The sequence below is a fragment of the Desulfobaccales bacterium genome (genome assembly GCA_041648175.1).
Taxonomy (GTDB): Bacteria; Desulfobacterota; Desulfobaccia; order Desulfobaccales; family 0-14-0-80-60-11; genus 0-14-0-80-60-11.
In genome coordinates this window covers 23273-41879 of sequence record JBAZPO010000021.1, presented here as the reverse complement: position 1 = coordinate 41879, position 18607 = coordinate 23273, and the positions used below count along the sequence as shown (strand labels likewise).

General features: G+C 57.4%; 18 protein-coding genes. 5 read left to right on the top strand and 13 right to left on the bottom strand.

Annotated features, from left to right (window positions below; all coding sequences use genetic code 11):
- The first annotated feature begins 58 nt into the window (after positions 1–58).
- The 3 genes from WC600_16150 (at position 59) to WC600_16140 (ending at position 4461) form a co-directional block, all read left to right on the top strand.
- Positions 59–1795, top strand: coding sequence for a 4Fe-4S binding protein (locus tag WC600_16150; GenBank protein MFA4904267.1), 1737 nt, complete (start codon positions 59–61; stop codon positions 1793–1795).
- Between the two features lie 32 nt (positions 1796–1827).
- Complete coding sequence (locus WC600_16145; GenBank protein ID MFA4904266.1) at positions 1828–3051, top strand: aldo/keto reductase; 1224 nt, start codon at positions 1828–1830, stop codon at positions 3049–3051.
- A 240-nt stretch (positions 3052–3291) separates the two neighbouring features.
- Positions 3292–4461: an ABC transporter substrate-binding protein gene (locus WC600_16140; protein ID MFA4904265.1), complete on the top strand. Its 1170-nt coding sequence runs from the start codon at positions 3292–3294 to the stop codon at positions 4459–4461.
- A 15-nt stretch (positions 4462–4476) separates the two neighbouring features.
- Here WC600_16140 and WC600_16135 read toward each other — a convergent pair whose 3' ends face one another.
- A complete protein-coding gene (locus WC600_16135) occupies positions 4477–5127 on the bottom strand; it encodes a hypothetical protein (GenBank protein ID MFA4904264.1) in 651 nt (216 codons plus the stop codon).
- A gap of 271 nt (positions 5128–5398) precedes the next feature.
- Here WC600_16135 and WC600_16130 point away from each other — a divergent pair, with 271 nt between their 5' ends.
- Both WC600_16130 and WC600_16125 read left to right on the top strand, forming a co-directional pair.
- A complete protein-coding gene (locus WC600_16130) occupies positions 5399–6913 on the top strand; it encodes a 5'-nucleotidase C-terminal domain-containing protein (protein ID MFA4904263.1) in 1515 nt (504 codons plus the stop codon).
- Between the two features lies 1 nt (position 6914).
- The gene (locus WC600_16125) at positions 6915–7121 is read left to right on the top strand and encodes a hypothetical protein (GenBank protein MFA4904262.1); all 207 of its coding nucleotides are present in this window, start codon (positions 6915–6917) and stop codon (positions 7119–7121) included.
- Between the two features lie 64 nt (positions 7122–7185).
- Here WC600_16125 and WC600_16120 read toward each other — a convergent pair whose 3' ends face one another.
- From WC600_16120 to carB, 12 genes are all read right to left on the bottom strand, one after another.
- Entirely contained in the window at positions 7186–7710 is a 525-nt protein-coding gene (locus WC600_16120) for a DUF4337 family protein (protein ID MFA4904261.1), read from the bottom strand.
- Positions 7711–7897: 187 nt separating this feature from the next.
- On the bottom strand, positions 7898–9880 hold the full coding sequence (locus WC600_16115; protein MFA4904260.1) for a putative cobaltochelatase: 1983 nt from the start codon (positions 9878–9880) through the stop codon (positions 7898–7900).
- Positions 9881–10345: 465 nt separating this feature from the next.
- Positions 10346–10609, bottom strand: coding sequence for a hypothetical protein (locus tag WC600_16110; protein ID MFA4904259.1), 264 nt, complete (start codon positions 10607–10609; stop codon positions 10346–10348).
- 42 nt (positions 10610–10651) lie between these two features.
- Positions 10652–11119: a metallophosphoesterase family protein gene (locus WC600_16105; protein MFA4904258.1), complete on the bottom strand. Its 468-nt coding sequence runs from the start codon at positions 11117–11119 to the stop codon at positions 10652–10654.
- Positions 11120–11211: 92 nt separating this feature from the next.
- Positions 11212–12690, bottom strand: a complete 1479-nt coding sequence (gene purF / locus WC600_16100; protein ID MFA4904257.1) for an amidophosphoribosyltransferase — start codon at positions 12688–12690, stop codon at positions 11212–11214.
- The gene (locus WC600_16095; protein ID MFA4904256.1) at positions 12680–12949 is read right to left on the bottom strand and encodes a type II toxin-antitoxin system RelE/ParE family toxin; all 270 of its coding nucleotides are present in this window, start codon (positions 12947–12949) and stop codon (positions 12680–12682) included. The genes purF and WC600_16095 overlap by 11 nt, the downstream gene beginning before the upstream one ends.
- Positions 12939–13145, bottom strand: coding sequence for a hypothetical protein (locus WC600_16090; protein MFA4904255.1), 207 nt, complete (start codon positions 13143–13145; stop codon positions 12939–12941). The genes WC600_16095 and WC600_16090 overlap by 11 nt, the downstream gene beginning before the upstream one ends.
- Before the next feature lie 670 nt (positions 13146–13815).
- On the bottom strand, positions 13816–14040 hold the full coding sequence (locus tag WC600_16085) for a type II toxin-antitoxin system HicA family toxin (protein ID MFA4904254.1): 225 nt from the start codon (positions 14038–14040) through the stop codon (positions 13816–13818).
- Positions 14037–14249, bottom strand: coding sequence for a type II toxin-antitoxin system HicB family antitoxin (locus WC600_16080; GenBank protein MFA4904253.1), 213 nt, complete (start codon positions 14247–14249; stop codon positions 14037–14039). Before WC600_16080 ends, WC600_16085 begins: the two co-directional genes overlap by 4 nt.
- Before the next feature lie 203 nt (positions 14250–14452).
- Complete coding sequence (locus WC600_16075) at positions 14453–14863, bottom strand: PIN domain-containing protein (GenBank protein ID MFA4904252.1); 411 nt, start codon at positions 14861–14863, stop codon at positions 14453–14455.
- Positions 14848–15054 (bottom strand): DUF2281 domain-containing protein, encoded by a 207-nt coding sequence (locus tag WC600_16070; GenBank protein MFA4904251.1) that lies wholly within the window; start codon positions 15052–15054, stop codon positions 14848–14850. Before WC600_16070 ends, WC600_16075 begins: the two co-directional genes overlap by 16 nt.
- A 290-nt stretch (positions 15055–15344) precedes the next feature.
- Positions 15345–18596, bottom strand: a complete 3252-nt coding sequence (carB, locus tag WC600_16065) for a carbamoyl-phosphate synthase large subunit (protein MFA4904250.1) — start codon at positions 18594–18596, stop codon at positions 15345–15347.
- Positions 18597–18607 lie beyond the last annotated feature (11 nt).

Below are 18607 nucleotides of genomic sequence, written 5' to 3'. Positions count from 1 at the left end.
TATATAGCGCTGGCGGAGTCCCTTTCCTTCTCCGGCCTATCAAATAGGACCGCGTTTCATGCGTATCGTTACCGTCCGTCGTATCAGCCAGGCCTTCTTTCTGGTGATTTTTCTGTGGTTTTGCAGCGCGGCAACCCTGGGCGCGGCCTGGTGGCAGTTGCGGGGTTGGCCCATCAACTGGCTACTGGAACTCGATCCCCTGACGGCCATCAGCACGGCCCTGGCTACTCATAGCTTCTATGCGCCGTTGGCCTGGGCGTTGGTCACCATTGGGCTTACCCTGTTTGTGGGCCGGTTCTTTTGCGGCTTTGCCTGTCCTTTGGGCACCATCAACCAGGCCACCGGCTGGCTGGGGCGACGGGGTCAGCACGCTCACGTCCGGGTGCAGGCCAATCGCCACCGCCGGGCGCAGAACTTGAAGTACTACCTCCTGGCCTTCCTGCTGGCCTTGGCCCTCATGGGGTCGGTGCAGACCGGGGTTTTCGACCCGCTGCCCCTGCTATACCGCAGCGTGAATCTGGCCCTGGCCCCCTTGGCCGATAACCGCCTGGGCCTGCTCAGCGACGAGCCGCGCTTTTACGCCTCGACCTGGCTCATAGGGGTCGTGTTTCTGGGGGTGGTGGGCCTGAACCTGGTCCTGCCGCGGTTCTTCTGCCGGTTTGTCTGCCCCCTGGGGGCATTGTTCGGTTTGCTCGGCCGCTTCACTCCCTGGCGCATCGGCAAGATTTCGACCAAATGCGGCGATTGTTGCATCTGTGAGGAGTACTGCGAAGGGGCTTGCCGCCCCGCGGGGACGATCATCACCGGTGAGTGCGTGATGTGCATGAATTGCCTGGACCGCTGCCCTGCCAGCCGAATTACCTTTGCAAATAAACCCTCCACCGCCGGTGAGGCCGGATTGCCGGACCTGTCCAAACGCGGTCTGGTTATGGCCGGGGCCGGGTTGCTGGTGGTGTCCATGTGGGAGGTGGGGGGCCTCGCCGGGAGCAACCGTGACCCCAACCTCATCCGGCCACCCGGCGCCCTGGACGAGGACCGCTTCCTGGCTCGCTGCATCCGGTGCGGCCAATGTATGCGCATCTGCCCCGGCAATATCATCCAGCCCGCGTTATTTGAAGCCGGAATACAAGGTCTGTGGACCCCGGCGGTCAACTACCGCATCGGCCGCAGCGGTTGCCAGCCCAATTGCGTCGCCTGCGGCCAGGTCTGCCCCACTGCGGCCATTCGCCCCTTAAGCCTGGAAGAAAAGCAGGGCACCGGCGAGTTCGCGGCCCAGGGACCGATCCGCATGGGCACAGCCTTCGTGGACCGCACCCGCTGCCTGCCCTGGGCCATGGACCGGCCTTGCCTGGTCTGTCATGAATTATGTCCCGTGAGCCCCAAGGCCATCTTTACCCGCACCGAGTACGAGACCATCCGGGGTGGGCAGGAGTTGCCGGCCAGGGTTCTGAGTCAAGGGGTGGACCTGTATGCCCCTACCCCCGTAGCCGTAAACCTGGGCAGCGGTGACTATTACCTGCGGGTCACCGGGCAGCCCGGAGCGGCGCTCAGGCGCATAATCGGGTTTTCCGGGAACCGGTTGACCCTGGAAGATTCCCTGGCAGTAGGGGGCACCCAGGTTTTTTACGGAGCCAAGGTGGATATCCTGGTAAGATTGCAGCGGCCGTTCGTAGACCCCGCAAAATGTATCGGCTGCGGCATGTGCGAGCATGAATGCCCGGTATCGGGCCTGCGCGCCATCCGGGTATACAGTGAAAACGAATCCCGTTCCCGCCCGGGGCGCATGCTGGCTTAGGGCGGTAAACCGACTCTCAATCAGGAGGTTTTATGAGCAAGAAGATTGAAGAAACCGGCTTTACGCGCCGGGATTTTGTGAAGACTATGGGTCTTGCAGGTCTGGCAATTGGCACGGGCACGGTGGGGGCCATTGCCGCACCGGAGGCCGGGGCCGCCAAGGCCGCGACCGTGCCTAAACGCAAACTGGGGAAGACCGGGGTGGATGTGTCTATCCTTAATCTAGGAGGTATGTTCGACACCATTAACAACCAGTTGCTCCTCAAGCAGGCCGTGAAATGGGGAGTCACCTACTGGGACACGGCCGAGAGCTACGGCAATGGACTGAGCGAGGAGGGCTTTGGCCGCTTCTTCGCCCGCAACCCTGAAGCCCGCAAGGAGATTTTTCTGGTCACCAAGCTCGTCCCCAAGAAGGGCAACCTCACCGAGCGTCTGGATAAGAGTTTGAAAAGGCTGCAGACGGACCACGTGGATCTGTTCTTCATCCACGCCATCACCGGCATCGACCAAATGACCCCGGCTTTCAAGGATTGGGCGGCGGAGATGAAGAAGGCGGGCAAGATAAAATTCTTCGGGTTTTCCACCCACACTAACATGGATGATTGTCTCTTGGGCGCGGCCAAGCTGAACTGGATCGATGCGGTGATGCTGACCTACAACTTCCGGACCATGCAAAGCCCCAAGATGCAGGAAGCCCTGAACGCCTGCGCCAAATCCGGGGTGGGGCTGGTGGCCATGAAGACCATGGGTGGTGGGCCCGGACCGACCAAGAGCGCGACCAAGGCCGAGCTTAAAGTGGTGGAGGGCTTCCAGGCCCGGGGCTTTTCGGATAAACAGGCCAAACTCAAGGTCGTGTGGGAGAATCCCCAAATCGCCAGCCTCTGCTCCCAGATGCCCAACTTGAGTATTCTCTCGGCCAACGTGGCCGCGGCCCGTGATCTGACCAAACTGGCCAAAGAAGAGTTCGAATCCCTGCGCCAGTATGCCTTAGAGACTAAAGCGGATTACTGCGCCGGCTGTGGCAGCATCTGCCAGGCCGCGGTGGGCGGGGCTGTGCCGGTGAACGAAGTCATGCGCTGTCTCATGTATCACCGGGACTATGGCGAGCCGGAACTGGCCCGGCAGACCTTCGCGGGGCTGCCTGAAGCCGTGCGGCAGCAGTTGACCGAAGTGGACTACTCCCAGGCTGAGCAGGTTTGCCCCCAAGGATTGGCCATTGCCGCGCTCATGCGCCAGGCCCAGGAGATGCTGGCGTAAGGGCTTGTCCCGGATAAACCTTGCATCTTGGCTATTCCTACTCCCCCTAACCCCCTCCCACCAGGGGAGGGGGAATTCTAAGTATTCAAAGATAATTAGAGGCGAAGCATAAATCTGCAATCGGTATTGAAGTTTTTTTCTCCATATGGCGAATAATAGAAGAAGCTCAATTTTTCAGTTGACATCACGGCCTAAATTAGACCATCAATGAAGGAATATTTTCTGAGGAGGGAGAAGGTTATGTATAAAGGGCTTTTAAGGGTGTTCTTGGCGGCGGCCCTGGTGGTTTCGGCGTTTGGCAGCGTCCAGGCCGCTGACCAGAAACCCATCAAGATAGGGGCTTTCTTCGCGCTGTCCGGGCCGGCGGCCCCCATCGGCACCCCCACCAAGCTGGTAGCGGAAATGGCGGTGGATCAGATCAACAAGGCGGGGGGCATCAACGGCCAGCCTTTGGAGTTGATCATCGGCGATACGGAGAGCGACCCTGCCAAGGCCGCGACCATCGCCAAGAAATTCATCTTCGCCGACAAGGTGGCGGCCATCATCGGACCCACCTCCACGGGCGAGGGCATGCAGGTCAAGAAGATCGTAGAGGAGGCGGGCATCCCGATCTTTATGACCGTGGGAGGCGATCCGCCGATCATGAAGGAGACCGGGCCATTCACCTACATTTTTAAATCGCCCCAGCGCTCCTCCACCGCGGTTACGAGACTTTTCGCCTATCTGAAGGAGAAAAAGCTCACCAAAGCGGGGCTCCTGTATGCCTCCGACCCCTTCGGCAAGGACGGAGCCGTGTGGCTGGAAAAGCTGGCGCCGGATTACGGTATCACCTTCGTGGCCAAGGAGTCCTTCGGTCCCAAGGATACCGACATGACCGCGCAGCTTACCAAGATCAAGAATGCCAATCCCCAAGCCATTATCTGCTGGACCATCGGGCCGGCGGGGGCCATTGTGGCCAAGAACAAGGCCCAGCTTGGAATTAAGGTGCCTTTGTTCCAGTGCCATGGGCAGCCGGGACCGGAATATATCAAACTGGCCGGTAAGGCCTCGGAAGGCGATCTTATGCCCGCCACGAAACTGATGGCCGCGGCGCAGCTACCGGATAACGACCCCCAGAAGAAGGTGATCGAGAATTTTATTCAACTTTACAATGACGTGTATCACCTGGATAAACAATTTCCCATTAACACCCACTCGGGCTACGCTTGGGATGCCATCACCATCGTGGCCAACGCCATGAAGAAGGCGGGCACCGATCCCAAGGCCCTGCGGACCGCTATCGAGAATACCCAAGGGTATGTGGGGGTGTCAGGCATTTACAACCTGAGCGCCACGGACCACAACGGCCTGGGCCCCGATTCCATGGTGATTATCCAGGTTAAGGACGGCAAGTTCGAGCTGGCAAAATAGCTTAGACCTTAGCGTTTAGGTTTGTTCCATCAGGGGCCTGGCCAAGTCAGGCCCTTTTCTCTTTCCCCAACCATTGCGCCTGGATAAAGATACCTGCGTCCATTTAAAAGGAAGTGCTGAAGACGTAACGGGGGTCTCTGAAATTTCACGATAAAGGCGGATGGTTTCCTCACCGATGAGCCGGGAGACGGCAAAGGCCGTCAGACCGGCCGCAGGCACGGACAACAGCGGGTTTATGTCGAGGGCGTCCATCAAGAAGGGGGTTCCGACCGCCAGGCCTGTGGCTGCAACCACGGCCGCCATCTCCGGAACCCGAGCCTGGTCATCGATGTCTTTGCCAAAGAGCAGAGCAATCTCCAAAATAAGATAGAGGTGCATCCGTGTGAGGACCGCGCCTCCCCCTACTGCGCCGAGGAGTGTAAGAGTCCGCCCCAGGCCGGGAATCAACATGGGCAGATGCATGAATGCGCCGCCTAAAAAGGAAAGCTGGGATTGCGCGGAAATGAGCCGCCGGGCCAGTTGCTCGGGAGTTTCGCCAGGGAAGCGGGAGCGGATTTCCGCGGCCACTTGCCGCACACGGCCTTTACGTAACCTCAGAAAGAAATAAAAGAATTCTTCCGTTAAAATACTTTGATGACCCTGAGGGTCCGACTTATTGTTGTCCATCGGGGTTCTCCCACGCCCAACCTGAGGCCATAATACCGATGATTTGTAGCAATCCCCGCCTATTGAACCCGTATAACATAATTTCCCTGTGCTAAAAAGGATTATCTCGGCGCGATCTGTTAGGATATGATGAGGAAAATAGTGGCACACCGGCACCGTTAGAGTAAGCAATTGCCACCCTTTCAACCAGGATGCGGGGGTGAATCGTCAACCATAACCCGATTAAGCCCAGTTTTCTGGCGCCAGTAGCATGATTTTTTAAGAGGTACGCATGAAAAGAATCTGGATAATTCTGCTCGGCGTTCTCCTGATGGTGAGCCTGGCGCCCTGGGCTGAGGCGGCGCCGGTCAGCCTGAGAATCCTTTATGTCAACGATTTTCATGGGTTTGCCGAACCGATCAAACAGACGAACGGAAAGCCTTCCATAGGCGGCATCGCCTATCTGGCGGGAGCCGTGGACCGGGCTCGCCAACAGCGGCCATCAATATTGCTGGCTGCAGGCGATATGATCCAGGGGAACGCCTGGGCCAACCTGTTTCTGGGCCAATCGGTTATCGACGTAATGAATGCCATGAAATTTGACGCCATGGTGGTGGGCAATCATGAATTCAATTTTGGCCCAAAAGTGCTGCAAGAAAGGATTGCCCAGGCCAATTTTCCCATTCTGGGCGCCAACGTTGAAGGTCTGCCATCGCTAAAGCCCTATGTGATCAAGAAACTTAACGGCATAAGAATCGGCATCATCGGGGTGGTTACCCAGGATTCGGTTAACACGGCTCCCAAGAATATCGCAGGCCTGAAATTTACTCCCCCGGAGAGCGCGCTTTTAAAGTATCTCCCGGAGCTCAAGCGCCAGGCCGATATCATTGTGGTGTTATCTCATTGCGGTTATCCGGTGGACCGGGAACTGGCCGCCAAGGTGCCTGGCATTGATGTCATTGTGGGGGGACACACTCACACCAAACTGACCCATCCCGAGGAGGTGGGCAACACTATCATCGTGCAGGCCTGGGAACACGCCAAGAACTTGGGAGTCCTGGACCTGAGCGTTGAGGCCGGGAAAATCGTCAAGTTCCAGGGGGCGCTCCAGGAGATTAGCCCCAACACCGAAAAACCTGACCCCCAAATCCAGGCGATTGTGACGCGCTACGAAGACCTGGCGAATCCGCCCTTGCGGCAAAGCATCGGCGAGACCCTGGTGGACCTGGATGCCAGCAGGGTTAGAACCGAGGAAACCAACCTGGGTGATTTCATCGCCGACGTCATGCGGCAAACTGCTCAGGCGGACGCGGCTATCATCAACGCTGGCAGCATCAAAGGCAGCATTGCCAAGGGAACGATAAGAACGCAGGACGTTTATAATGCGCTGCCGTATGACAATTATCTGATTGCCATTCAACTGACGGGGGCGCAACTCAAGGAGGCGCTGGAGCACGGCGTCTCCCAGGTGGGGAAGCCTTCTCATCGCTTCCCTCAAGTCTCGGGACTCACCTTTACCTACAGCCGCTCAGCGCCGGTGGGGTCTCGGGTTAGAGAGGTCATCGTCGGGGGCCAGCTATTAAACCTCACCAAAAAATACATTGTGGCCACCATTGATTATCTGGGCGCCGGAGGTGACGGTTTCAAGATATTCGCTGCTGCCCTCGAACGCAGGGACGGAGGCGAAATGGACAGGGTCGTTTACACTGATACCGGCAATTGGCTCCGGGATCGGGTGATCATTGCCATTAAGGCCCAAAAAACCATCGCTCCCCAGGTGGACGGCCGGATCAAAGCAGTGGATTGATATGCGCGTTTATGTAAACGATAAGCCTGTGGAACTTTTTCCGGGGATGCAGGTGAAACATGCCTTGATTCGGGCCGACGAAATGGCCAAAATCACTGACGGCCTGAAGGCCTTTGATGCCTGGGGGCATGAACTGGGTCTCGACGGCGCCCTCCTGGAGGGCATGAAAATTTATGTCAAAAAGAATCCTGAAGGGAAACCGCAATAAGGCAGGGGAGGGGGGCGGAACCTCTCACTGCCCCCTGCTTGCATTGTGGAGCTATCGTAGCAGATCATATGATTAAGTTCATACCCACGTAAACCAGCCCCCAGACGCCCAGGGCCAGGCCAACCAACCACAGAATTTTCTTGCGGGTGAGGGCCGCGGTTGCGGTACTCAAGATGGCCAGTTGGAATAGAATCACGGCCAGGCCTAATTCTCCGGCCTTCTTCGCTAATGTTTCCTCCTGAGCCGCGAGCTGCTGGGCCTCCTTTTTTATCTGGTCCCGCTCCTGATTCAGGCGACCCATTTCATCTTCGAATTCCTTGATCCTGGCAGCCGCGGTCTTTGGAGCCTTGGCAGCCTTGCCCTCCGGTAGCCGCTGGGACAGCAGGATATCCCGGTTAATGGCGAAATTATCCTTTTTAATGCTCTGCACCTGGTAATCTTGCCAGTGCCGGGCCTCCCGGGCGGCGTAAATCTGGACCAGCGTCGAGTAACCCACGGCCTTGAACGCCGAGATACCCGCAGCCAGCGCCAGGACGATGACGGTCAGCGCAACCAGTTTAAGCCAGGTTTCTTTTTGTGGTTCCGGCATGACATTTCCCCGCATTTTTTACTCCCCTTTGCAAAGGCCAAGAGATAGTGAAGTAAAATCAACATGATATTCTGTGGAAAAGGCCGTACCACCTGTGACCCAGTTATGTGTAACCTGTAGCTTAACCTCGATTAATTGTCAATGCTTCGAGAATCTAAAACGGGTTTATCAGGGCGGTGGGGTGGCTTTAGGGGATTGCGGCAGTACCCAGGAGAGAGGCGACCCGGGCCACCACTTCCGGGGCCCGAAGGCTCGCCACCGAATGGTACTGGCCCCCCAGGATGCGGCTTAACTCAGGCAGGCAGCCCAGATCCAGGCAGGGGGCGAAGCGCTCCGTGTCCAGCACCAGGGCGTTGATCTTGAGGGCGCCGATCTGCGCGGCCAATTCCTTGACCTCCTCCATGGGGCTCAGTCCCTGACTAAGGCTGAGGTTGGCCCGGCCGTCGGTGATGAGCACCAGGAGAAAGGCGTCCCGGGGGTGGCGGGCCTTTTCCTTTTGCAGCAACTCACGCGCCAGATTGAGGGCATGGGGCAGGGGGGTCTTGCCGCCGGTGGGGAGGTTTGTAAGATAACGCTGGGCCATTTCTACACTGTGAGTGAAAGGTAGGGCCACCCTGGCGGTGGCGCCCCGAAAGACGATGAGTCCCACCCGCTCCCTTTTCTGGTAGGCGTCAATTAAGAGCGACAGGATCGCGGCCTTGGTTTCGGCCATGCGCTCATCCGCGCCCATGGAGCCGGAGGCATCCACCACAAACAGGATGTGGCGGCCGATTCGCTTTTCCCGCACCTTGTAGCGCAGATCGGGCTCCCTTATGGCCAGGGCCAAATTGCCCCGTTCACGCACCGCCTGATAGGGGGCCGCGGCCCTGAGCGTCGCGTCCAGGGCAAGGTCGGGGACCCCAGGCTTGGAAAGGGTAGGGCGGACATAGCGTCCGGTGGTGTCATCACTTACGGCTCGGGTGCGGGCCCCCGGAGCCTTTTTGACCTGGCGGTCATGGGGCAAATCCAAGGGCTGCACCGGGAAGGTCGATCCGGGGGCCACCGTGACCTCGCCAATTAAGGCAACTTCTTCCCCCTCGGAGGCGCCGCCGGGCTGAGGTGGGGGCGCTTGCGGCACGGGACGCTCGGCCAGGTCTTCAGCGTGCTTGCGGAAGGTCTCCTCCAGACGGTTTTCGTCCATTTCGGATTCGCTGAAGGGTTTTCGGCGCAGGCGGTGAGGCAATACCAAGGCCGCGGCCTCCCGCACGTCCTCCGGGGTCACGGCCTTCCGGCCCCGAAAGGCCGCCAGGGTTTGCGCCACCTTGAGCATAAAGATATCGGCCCGGTGGCCGTCCACGCCCTGGTCCACGCAGATGGCGGTAATAAGGCGCAGAAGGTCATGGGTAAAAGCCACGTGGGGCAGGCGCTCCCGGGCGGCAAGAATGGCCTGGCGCATCCCATCCTGCTCCCCCTGCCAGCGATTATTGAAGCCGTCCGGGTCGGCCTCGAAGGCCAGGCGCCGCTCTACCACGGCCATACGGGCGTCCAGATTGTGGAGGCCTGTGACTTCAACGCATAACCCGAAGCGGTCCAGCAACTGGGGGCGCAGTTCGCCTTCCTCGGGGTTCATGGTGCCCACCAAGATAAAGCGGGCCGGGTGGGTAAACGAAATACCTTCCCGCTCCACCACGTTGACCCCCATGGCCGCGGCGTCCAGGAGCACGTCCACCAGGTGATCGTCCAGCAGATTCACTTCGTCGACGTAAAGGATACCGCGGTTAGCCGAGGCCAACAGCCCCGGCTCAAAATGCTTCTCGCCGCTCTTGATGGCCTTTTCGAGATCAATGGTGCCCAACAGCCGGTCCTCGGTGGTGCCCAAGGGTAAATCCACCACAGGCATGGGCCGGTCCCGGCGGGGCAAAACCTCGCCCTGCTCATGGCGCTTGAGGCAGGCGTCGCACATGAGTTCCGGCAACTCCGGATGGCAGTGAAAGGGGCAGCCCGCCACCATGGGGATGGGGGGCAACAGCTCCGCCAAGCCTCGGGCCGCAGTGGACTTGGCCGTGCCCTTCTCCCCCCGGATCAACACCCCGCCGATAAGGGGATTGATGGCATTGAGAATCAGGGCCTGCTTCAGCCGCTCTTGCCCGACCAGGGCGGCGAAGGGGTAAACGGGGCGTTTGGGAGTCATAGGGAAATATTATAGGCTTTTCTTATGCAATGGCAAGGGCTTATGCCCTGGCCATTGCAATTGCCAGGCCAGCGAGGTTCACCTGGGAATTGGCGGAGGGGGCAAAGGGCAGCAGCCCTTGCGCTTATAAAAAATCTCTCAAACCTCAAAAATAATCCTATAATAATGGATCGAAGCCAAAATATTCAGTTCGAAAATAATTTAGAAAAATTATGGTACTATTTTTGCTTCACTAAGATATATCCCCAATGAATCTATCTTTTTGATTTTTCCCTCTACTTTTAAATTGTCACCATATTTCATTAAGCCTAATCCTGGATAATTAATGGAATTGATCTCAAAAACAATAAAAGTTCCAAGAGGTTTATCCTTAATATGTATTCGGTTATTATTATCCCCAATATTATTAATTCCTGTTAATTTGCCTTGCCATATGACTGTTAAGCCAATATAATGCCGAGCTATTTAAGATTGTTGTAAAAATGGTGCTTGATCAATAGTCTCTATAATTTTGCTAGGCAATAAATTATCAGAATTAACAATGTGTTTTGGAGATGTAATTTTTGGGTCTTGTATTTTGCTGGAAAGTTGAATAACATTTTCCCCTTTTTTATCGTAATTTCCAATTAATTTTCCAAAATAACCAAGCATTGCTACTAATAGAAATAATCCTAAACCTGAAAAAAGCCATTCTTTGTTCTTAGATAAAAATTCAATTAATTTTCTCATGTTATTTAATCCTTAAATTTATTGAATGATATAAGAAGTAATTCATGCTTTTAATTCCACCAGCTCCGGGTGCAGGGAGACGCCTTGTAGCTTAATTCGCGCCAACGTCACCGGCAACGTAAACCGCCGCGGTCCGGCGCTGCCGGGGTTGAGATAAAGGACGCCGTTTTTGCGTTCCATATGGGGGGAGTGGGAGTGGCCGTAGATGACTGCGGCAAAACCTGCCGCGGCGGGGTCCAGGTCCAGGGTGAAGAGTTCGTGGAGGACGTAGATGAGGAGGCCGCCCACTTCGACTACCCGGGTGTGGGGCAGGTCCGCGGCCCAGTCGCCGCGGTCGGTGTTGCCCCGGACCGCGTGCACCGGGGCGATCCGGGTTAGGGCTTCCAATATCTGGGGGTTGCCTATGTCCCCGGCGTGGATGATGAGTTCGACCCCGGACAGAGCGGAAGCGGCTTGGGGCCGCAGCAGGCCGTGGGTGTCGGAGATGACGCCGATCAGGTGTTCAGGCATAGCGGCAGGGGAGGGGCCTCTCGATTGTCGGCCTCATGGCGATTCAGTCTGATATCTTACCCTTTTCGCCTTTTGCCCTTTTCCCCTTGCATTTACGGCCGTCCGCAGACCGGGGGTAGGATGGTCTCGTTGTGGGCCGCGGAGCAGACGTCGTCTTCGAAGCAGGTCTTGGAGAAGTTTGCCTCCAGGGGCACGGGGTAATCTCCCGAGAAACAGGAGAGGCAGAAGTCGCTCTGGTTTAACTGGGTGGCTTCGACCAGGCCTTCCAGACTCAAGTAGCCCAGGTAATCGAGGCCGAGAAAGTCGCGGATCTGGTCGATTTCCTGCTGGGAGGCGATGAGTTCGCCTTTGGACGAGAAGTCGATACCGTAATAGCAGGGGAAGCGGTGGGGCGGGCAGCTCACCAGCATGCTCACTTCCTTGGCGCCGGCGTCCCTAAGGGACTTGACCCGGGAGCGGGTGGTGGTGCCCCGGATGATGGAGTCTTCGATGACCACCACTCGTTGGTCCTTGAGGAGGTCCCGCACGGGATTGAGTTTGATCCGGACGGAGAAATCCCGCATGCTTTGTGACGGCTGGATGAAGGTGCGCCCGACATAATGGTTGCGGATCACGCCCATCTCAAAGGGGATGGCGGTGGCCGCGTGGTAGCCGAGAGCGGCGTAGACGCCGGAGTCGGGAAAGGGCATCACCAGATCGGCGGATAGCGGGTGTTCCCGGGCTAAAGCCTCGCCCAGGCGCTTGCGCACCATATAGACGCTTTGGCCGAAGACGTAGCTGTCGGGCCTTGCGAAATAGACGTATTCGAAGATGCAGAAGTGGGGCGCGGCAGGCAGAAAAGGTTTGTGGGAATGGAGGCCATTTTCGTCGAGGACCACGATTTCGCCGGGTTCCACATCGCGCCAGTAATCGGCCTGTACCAGGTCCAGGGCGCAGGTTTCGGAGGCCACTACCCAAGAGCCGTTCAGCCGGCCGATACACAAGGGCCGGAAGCCGTGGGGGTCCCGAGCCGCGATGACTTTATCCGCGGTGGCCAGCACCAGCGAATACGAGCCTTTCACATATTCCAGGGCATTGATCAGGGATTCAACACAGTCGGCCCCGCGGTGGCGGGCCATGAGGTGGACGATGACCTCGGTGTCCATGGTGGACTGGAATATGGAGCCCCCTTCTTCCAGGCGGCAGCGGATGTCCCGGGCGTTGGTGAGGGTGCCGTTGTGGCCGATGGCGATCATCTGGCCGTGGTGCTGCACCACGAACGGCTGGGCGTTGATGAGCATGGTGGAGCCGGTGGTGGAGTAGCGCACGTGGCCGATGGCCAGATGCCCCGGGAGTTGGTCCAGGATGTCGGGGTTGAAGACTTCGGGCACCAGCCCCAGGCCGCGGTGCATGCGGACCCGGGTGCCGTCTCCGGAGACGATGCCGCAGGACTCCTGGCCCCGGTGCTGGAGGGCATAGAGGCCGAAATAGGTGAGGCGGGCGGCCTCGGGGTGGCCGTAGATGCCGAAGACGCCGCAGTGTTCGCGGGGTTTTTCGGCATCTGGGGAAATGGCCTGGCTGTCAGTGGCCATGTTTGTATACGTCTCCTCGGGGTCTTATTCCGTAAATCCTTACTTCTTTCCCCATTTCATCAATTCTAAAGAGAATCCGCCAGCCGCCCACCTGATAACGAAAGCAATCCGGTTGGCCTTTGAGCCTCTGAATATTGGGGCCATACTTCGGGTTCTCTTCTAATTCGATAATACAGCGGTCCACCGCGACCTTGAGTTTATAAGGTAACTTCTGGTAAACTCTCAGGGCTGGCCGCGTCAGGACTACGTCATACGGCATCGGTCTTGATATCCCGCCATCTGACGTATTCGCCTTTGGCGTACGCCTCTTCCCCTTGGGCAATCGCCTTTAATTCCTCTTCGGTGGGCTCTACTTCTTCGGGTTCCTGGATAAACTTGACGTATTCCAGGACCCCCTCCAGGGAATCTTCAGAGAGCTTATCCAGGGCCTTGATGATTTCTTCACGGATATTCATAAATACACCACTTTTTTACCCCTTAAAGCGGGGTAAAAAATAAAAATGGGCGGCAATTTTTCATCAAAACGGCTAACCTGTCGCATTTACAACACTTCTGGCGAGTCAAGTGTCGGCGTCGTCACGGGACAGAGTGGGGGTGAACCTTGGGTGTCCCACCCCTGTGCCAGGGGTGTGCCGGGCGCACGCGATGGGTGCTCGCCGACTGGCGCCGTTTTGGCGGGACGTTTCGTCCCTTGTTTTTGAAAGGCGCACCATAAGAGATTGTTTTCATCCGGAAACGTCTCTAAAATCCCCCCCTTTACCCAAGGGGGTTGGGGGGGGATTTATAACTAACCGAAAATCCCCCTAAATCCCCCTTTTTCAAAGGGGGACTTTGAAGGCTGTTTGCATCTTTAAACGTTTTCGGATGAGAACTATATTGGTTATACCCCCTGGCTTGAGTCTGTGCCGCGTCACGTCTCACTGTAATTGATGCGGCGGCGATGTCCAGAAAAGAAAAAACCCCTGACTATCATTTCTGCGGCCAGGGCCGGAAATGCTCAGGTGTCTATAATTTTTAGCTGGGATATGAGTTTACTCTATAATAACAGGTTTTTCTGTAAATGGGTAGCGATATCAAGGGATAGGGCGGGTTACTACCGCCACAATGATGTTGAACAATAATTACTCAAAGAAGTTGAATGAGTTCAGTTGAAGACAAACCACTTTCCCGAATAATCTGTCGTAGTGTCCCCTTGGCGATTTCTTTATGGTCCGGGATAGTAAGACGACGATGTGGCGGGGACTTGTGCCGAAGGATGATATGGCTCCCCTGCTGATGATCAAAGAGGTATCCCACGTTGGCCAGCGCTTTGACTAGCTGGCGGCCGGACACCACCGGCAGCTTGGTCATACCGCCACTTCCACGATTTCCTCGGTGATCGCTGGCGGAATCGGCTCCCCATGCTTTTTCAAGCTTTCTAAGTAGCCGGTAATAGCTTCTTTAATGTTGGCCTGAGCTTCTTCCCGGGTCGCCCCTTGAGAAATGCACCCCGGCAAGGCTGGACATTGGGCAACAAAGACACCGTCTTCATCCGGCTCGATGATAACCCGGAATTTCATAAGCCCTCCATCGACTCCACATTGTGTTCATACAATAAATTACCATAATCCATAGGAACTCAACAGGATGTCCGCTCCGGCTGGAACTCCTGGACGATGCGGTTACAGAGGTCTTGGATGGTTTGTTCGTCTACCATGGTAATTATTCTAATGTAAGGCTGTAAGGCGGTCACAGCCCCGTCAAAGTTTGTGTGCAGGGAGCACTACATAACTTCTTCCAAGGTCTTGCGGCCCCGCGGAGTCCGATCAAAATCGCGGTCTAAACTCAATAGTTCTAAGTTGAATTTTTCGGCGGCAATATACTGATAGGAATCATCAAAATCGAGGCCAAAGGCTTGGGCAACTTGGCTAACTTTCGCCATATCCTCCACCCCTAGTCGCACGAGGCCGATAACTTCCGAGAGGAACAAGTCTTTCACTGATTGGAGAAAGAGATCAAATCGCTTCAACCTTAAGAGAATAACGCCTATCGAATAAAGGGAAAATTCAGAGATATGGAGGCTGTCCGGCGCAGCCTGGTTGAGGAACACGGCGATCTGGTCTGCGTGGTCTTGATCGAGGAGAAGTTCCAGAATGATATTGGTGTCCAGGAGATACACTAATCTCCCCACCATTCCTGAGCCTTGTGTTGGAGTTCCACGGAAGTGTACCGGTCCCGCAAGTCGCGCAAGCCGCCACGCCAGTCCAATTTTAATGCTGCTTTTTTCTTGCGAGATCGTTTGGCCAAGAGAAATTCCAAGAAGTCTTCGGCTTCACGGTGCAATTCGGGCGGAAGTTCCTTGACTAATTGCTCAAGCCGGGTCATTTTGTTCACCTTTAATGCATCTTAACAAATTTGCTGGAAATTATCTATTTAACCCGCCATTTACCGACATATTTGACGGGCGTGGCCCCCGGTGGTGGGGCGCAGGACGCAACCTACACCCCGTCTATAAGTCTCTCAGCACAGGCGAGACGCCTATGCCACCAAAGGTTTTTTTGCACAGGCTGGAAAGCCTGTGCTACCGCCACATTCGGTGGGTACACCCTACATGACGCAGGCTGAAGCCTGCGGCTACCGTATTATCTGCGCTATTAGCTGGTTGATCTCCTTGATCATAAGGTTTTTTTGATCTTGGCGTGGTACTCCTGGAGGCTTTTTACTTCCAGTTTGCCGCGTTTTAGGGCGCGGATGGCGTCCAGGGTGGCGCGGGCTGCGGCCATGGTGGTGGTGTAGGGGATGTTGTGGTCCAGGGCCACGTGGCGGATGGAGTGGGAATCGCTGGGGGTTTCCCGGCCTTCGGGGGTGTTGACCAGGAGGGCGATTTCGTGGCTCTTGATGCGGTCGATGATGTGGGGCCGCTCCTCCCGGACCTTATAGACTTCCGTGACCGGAAGTTTGTGCTCCCGAAAGACTTTGGCGGTGCCGCTGGTGGCGTAAAGCTTAAAGCCCTCGGCCGCGTAACCCTGGGCCAGGGTGACGGCCTGGGGCTTGTCCGCGTCTTTGACGCTGAAGATGACGCCGCCTTCAAGGGGGACGACCTGGCCGGCAGCCAGTTGGGACTTGGCAAAGGCCAGGCCGAAGTCTTCATCTATCCCCATGACTTCGCCGGTGGAGCGCATCTCGGGGCCGAGCAGCGGGTCCACCCCGGGGAAGCGCCGGAAGGGAAAGACCGACTCTTTCACGGCAAAATAGGGCGGCTCGATTTCTTGGGTAAAGCCCAACTCGGCCAGGCTATGGCCCAGCATCACCTTGGTGGCGAGCTTGGCCAGCGAGACGCCGGTGGCCTTGGACACGAAGGGCACGGTGCGGGAGGCCCGGGGATTGACTTCGAGGACGTAAATCTGGTCGCGTTTGACCGCGAACTGGATGTTGAGGAGCCCGATGACCCCCAGTTCGGCAGCCAGGGCCCGGGTCTGGGTCTTGATTTCTTCCTGGACGGAGCGGGTTAAGGTGAAGGGAGGCAAGACGCAGGCGGAGTCGCCGGAATGGATGCCGGCCTCTTCGATGTGCTCCATGATGCCGCCGATGACGGTGATTTTGCCGTCGCAGATGGCGTCCACGTCCACTTCGATGGCGTCTTCCAGAAATTTGTCGATGAGGATGGGATGCTCAGGGGAGGCCTCTAAGGCCCACTTCATGAAGTTGGTCAGGGCTTCGTCGTTGGAGACGATCTGCATGGCCCGCCCACCCAGGACATAAGATGGCCGCACCAGCACGGGGTAAGTGATGTCGTGGGCGATGGCTATGGCCTGCTCGACGCTGGTGGCGGTGTCGTTGGGGGGCTGCTTGAGGCCCAGCTTGTTCAACATTTGCTTGAAGAGGCGGCGATCCTCGGCCCGGTCGATGGCGTCTGCCCCGGTGCCCATGATGCGGACGCCCGCCTTACCCAGGGGGACCGCCAGGTTCAAGGGGGTCTGGCCGCCGAACTGGAGTATGAGCCCCAGGGGCTGTTCCGTGGCGACGATGTTGATCACGTCTTCTTTGGTCAGGGGCTCGAAATAGAGCTTGTCGGAGGTGTCGTAGTCGGTGGACACGGTTTCGGGGTTTGAGTTGACCATGATGGACTCGACCCCCAATTCTTTTAAGGCGAAGGAGGCCTGGCAGCAGCAGTAATCGAATTCGATGCCCTGGCCGATGCGGTTGGGGCCGCCGCCCAGGATCATAACTTTGTCTCCAGTGGTTCTCCGGGCCTCGTCTTCCCACTCATAGGTGGAATAGTAATACGGGGTGTAGGCCTCGAATTCCGCGGCGCAGGTGTCCACTAGCTTGTAGACCGGGGTGACGCCATGCTCCTGGCGCATGGCCGCGAGGCTCTCCTCGGTGCCGCCCCAGAGGTGGGCCAGTTGTTTATCGGAGAAGCCGAACTCCTTGGCCCGGCGGAGCATATCCTCTACCTGATCCTGGCCCCGGCCCTGGCGGAGGAGTTCGCCGAACGCGGCCAATTCGTCGGAGAAGCTCACGATGTCGCGCATCTGGTAGAGGAACCAGGGGTCGATGCCGGTGAGTTCAAAGATTTCCTCCACGGACAGACCGTCGCGCAAGGCCTGGCGCAGGTAGAAGAGGCGCTGGGAATTGGGGACCCGCAGGCGGGTGCGCAGTTCATCGGGCGAGAGTTGGGCCAAGTCCTTGCCGTCGGCGCCCAGGCCGAAGCGGGAGATCTCGAGGGAACGGATGCCTTTTTGCAGGGCTTCCTTGAAGGTGCGGCCGATGGCCATGACTTCGCCCACGGATTTCATGGAGGTGGTGAGGAAATCTTCGGCCCCCGGGAATTTTTCGAAGGCCCAACGGGGAATCTTGACCACGCAGTAATCAATGGTGGGCTCAAACGAGGCGTAGGTCTCTTTGGTGATGTCGTTGGGAATTTCATCCAGGGTGAAGCCCACCGCGAGCTTGGCCGCGATCTTGGCGATGGGGAAGCCGGTGGCCTTAGAGGCCAGGGCCGAGGAGCGGGAGACCCGGGGGTTCATCTCGATGATCACCATGTCGCCGTTTTCCGGGTTGATGGCGAACTGGATGTTGGAGCCGCCGGTCTCGACGCCGATTTCCCGGATGATGGCGATGGCCGCGTCCCGCATGGCCTGGTACTCCCGGTCGGTGAGGGTCTGGGCCGGGGCCACGGTGATGGAGTCACCGGTATGGACTCCCATGGGGTCGACGTTTTCGATGGAGCAGATGATCACCACGTTGTCCTGGAAGTCCCGCATCACTTCCAGTTCGAATTCTTTCCAGCCCACCACGGACTCTTCGAGCATCACTTCGGTAATCATGCTGGCTTCCAGGCCCTGGGCGGACATGGTTTGCAGGTCCTCCAGGTTGTAGGCGATGCCGCCGCCGGTGCCACCCAGGGTGAAACTGGGGCGCACGATAACGGGATAACCGATGACCGGGACCGCGTCCACGGCCTCCTCCAGGGTGCGGATGATGACGCTTTTCGGCACCCGGAGATTGATGTTGGCCATGGCGTCCCGGAAGAGCTCGCGGTCTTCGGCCTTTTTGATGACGTCGGGTGAGGCCCCGATCATCTCAACGCCGTATTTTTCCAGGATGCCGGTTTCGGCCACGGCAATGGCGCAGTTGAGGCCGGTTTGGCCCCCCAGGGTGGGGAGAATGGCGTCGGGGCGCTCGCGTTCGATCACCTGGCAGACCATGTCCGGGGTGATGGGCTCGATATAGGTGCGGTCGGCCATCTCGGGGTCGGTCATGATGGTGGCGGGATTGGAGTTGATCAGGACGACTTCGTAGCCTTCTTCCCGCAAGGCCTTGCAGGCCTGGGTGCCGGAGTAGTCGAATTCGCAGGCCTGACTGATGATGATGGGGCCTGAGCCGATGATGAGGATTTTCTTAATGTCGGTCCGTTTGGGCATTTTTACCTGAT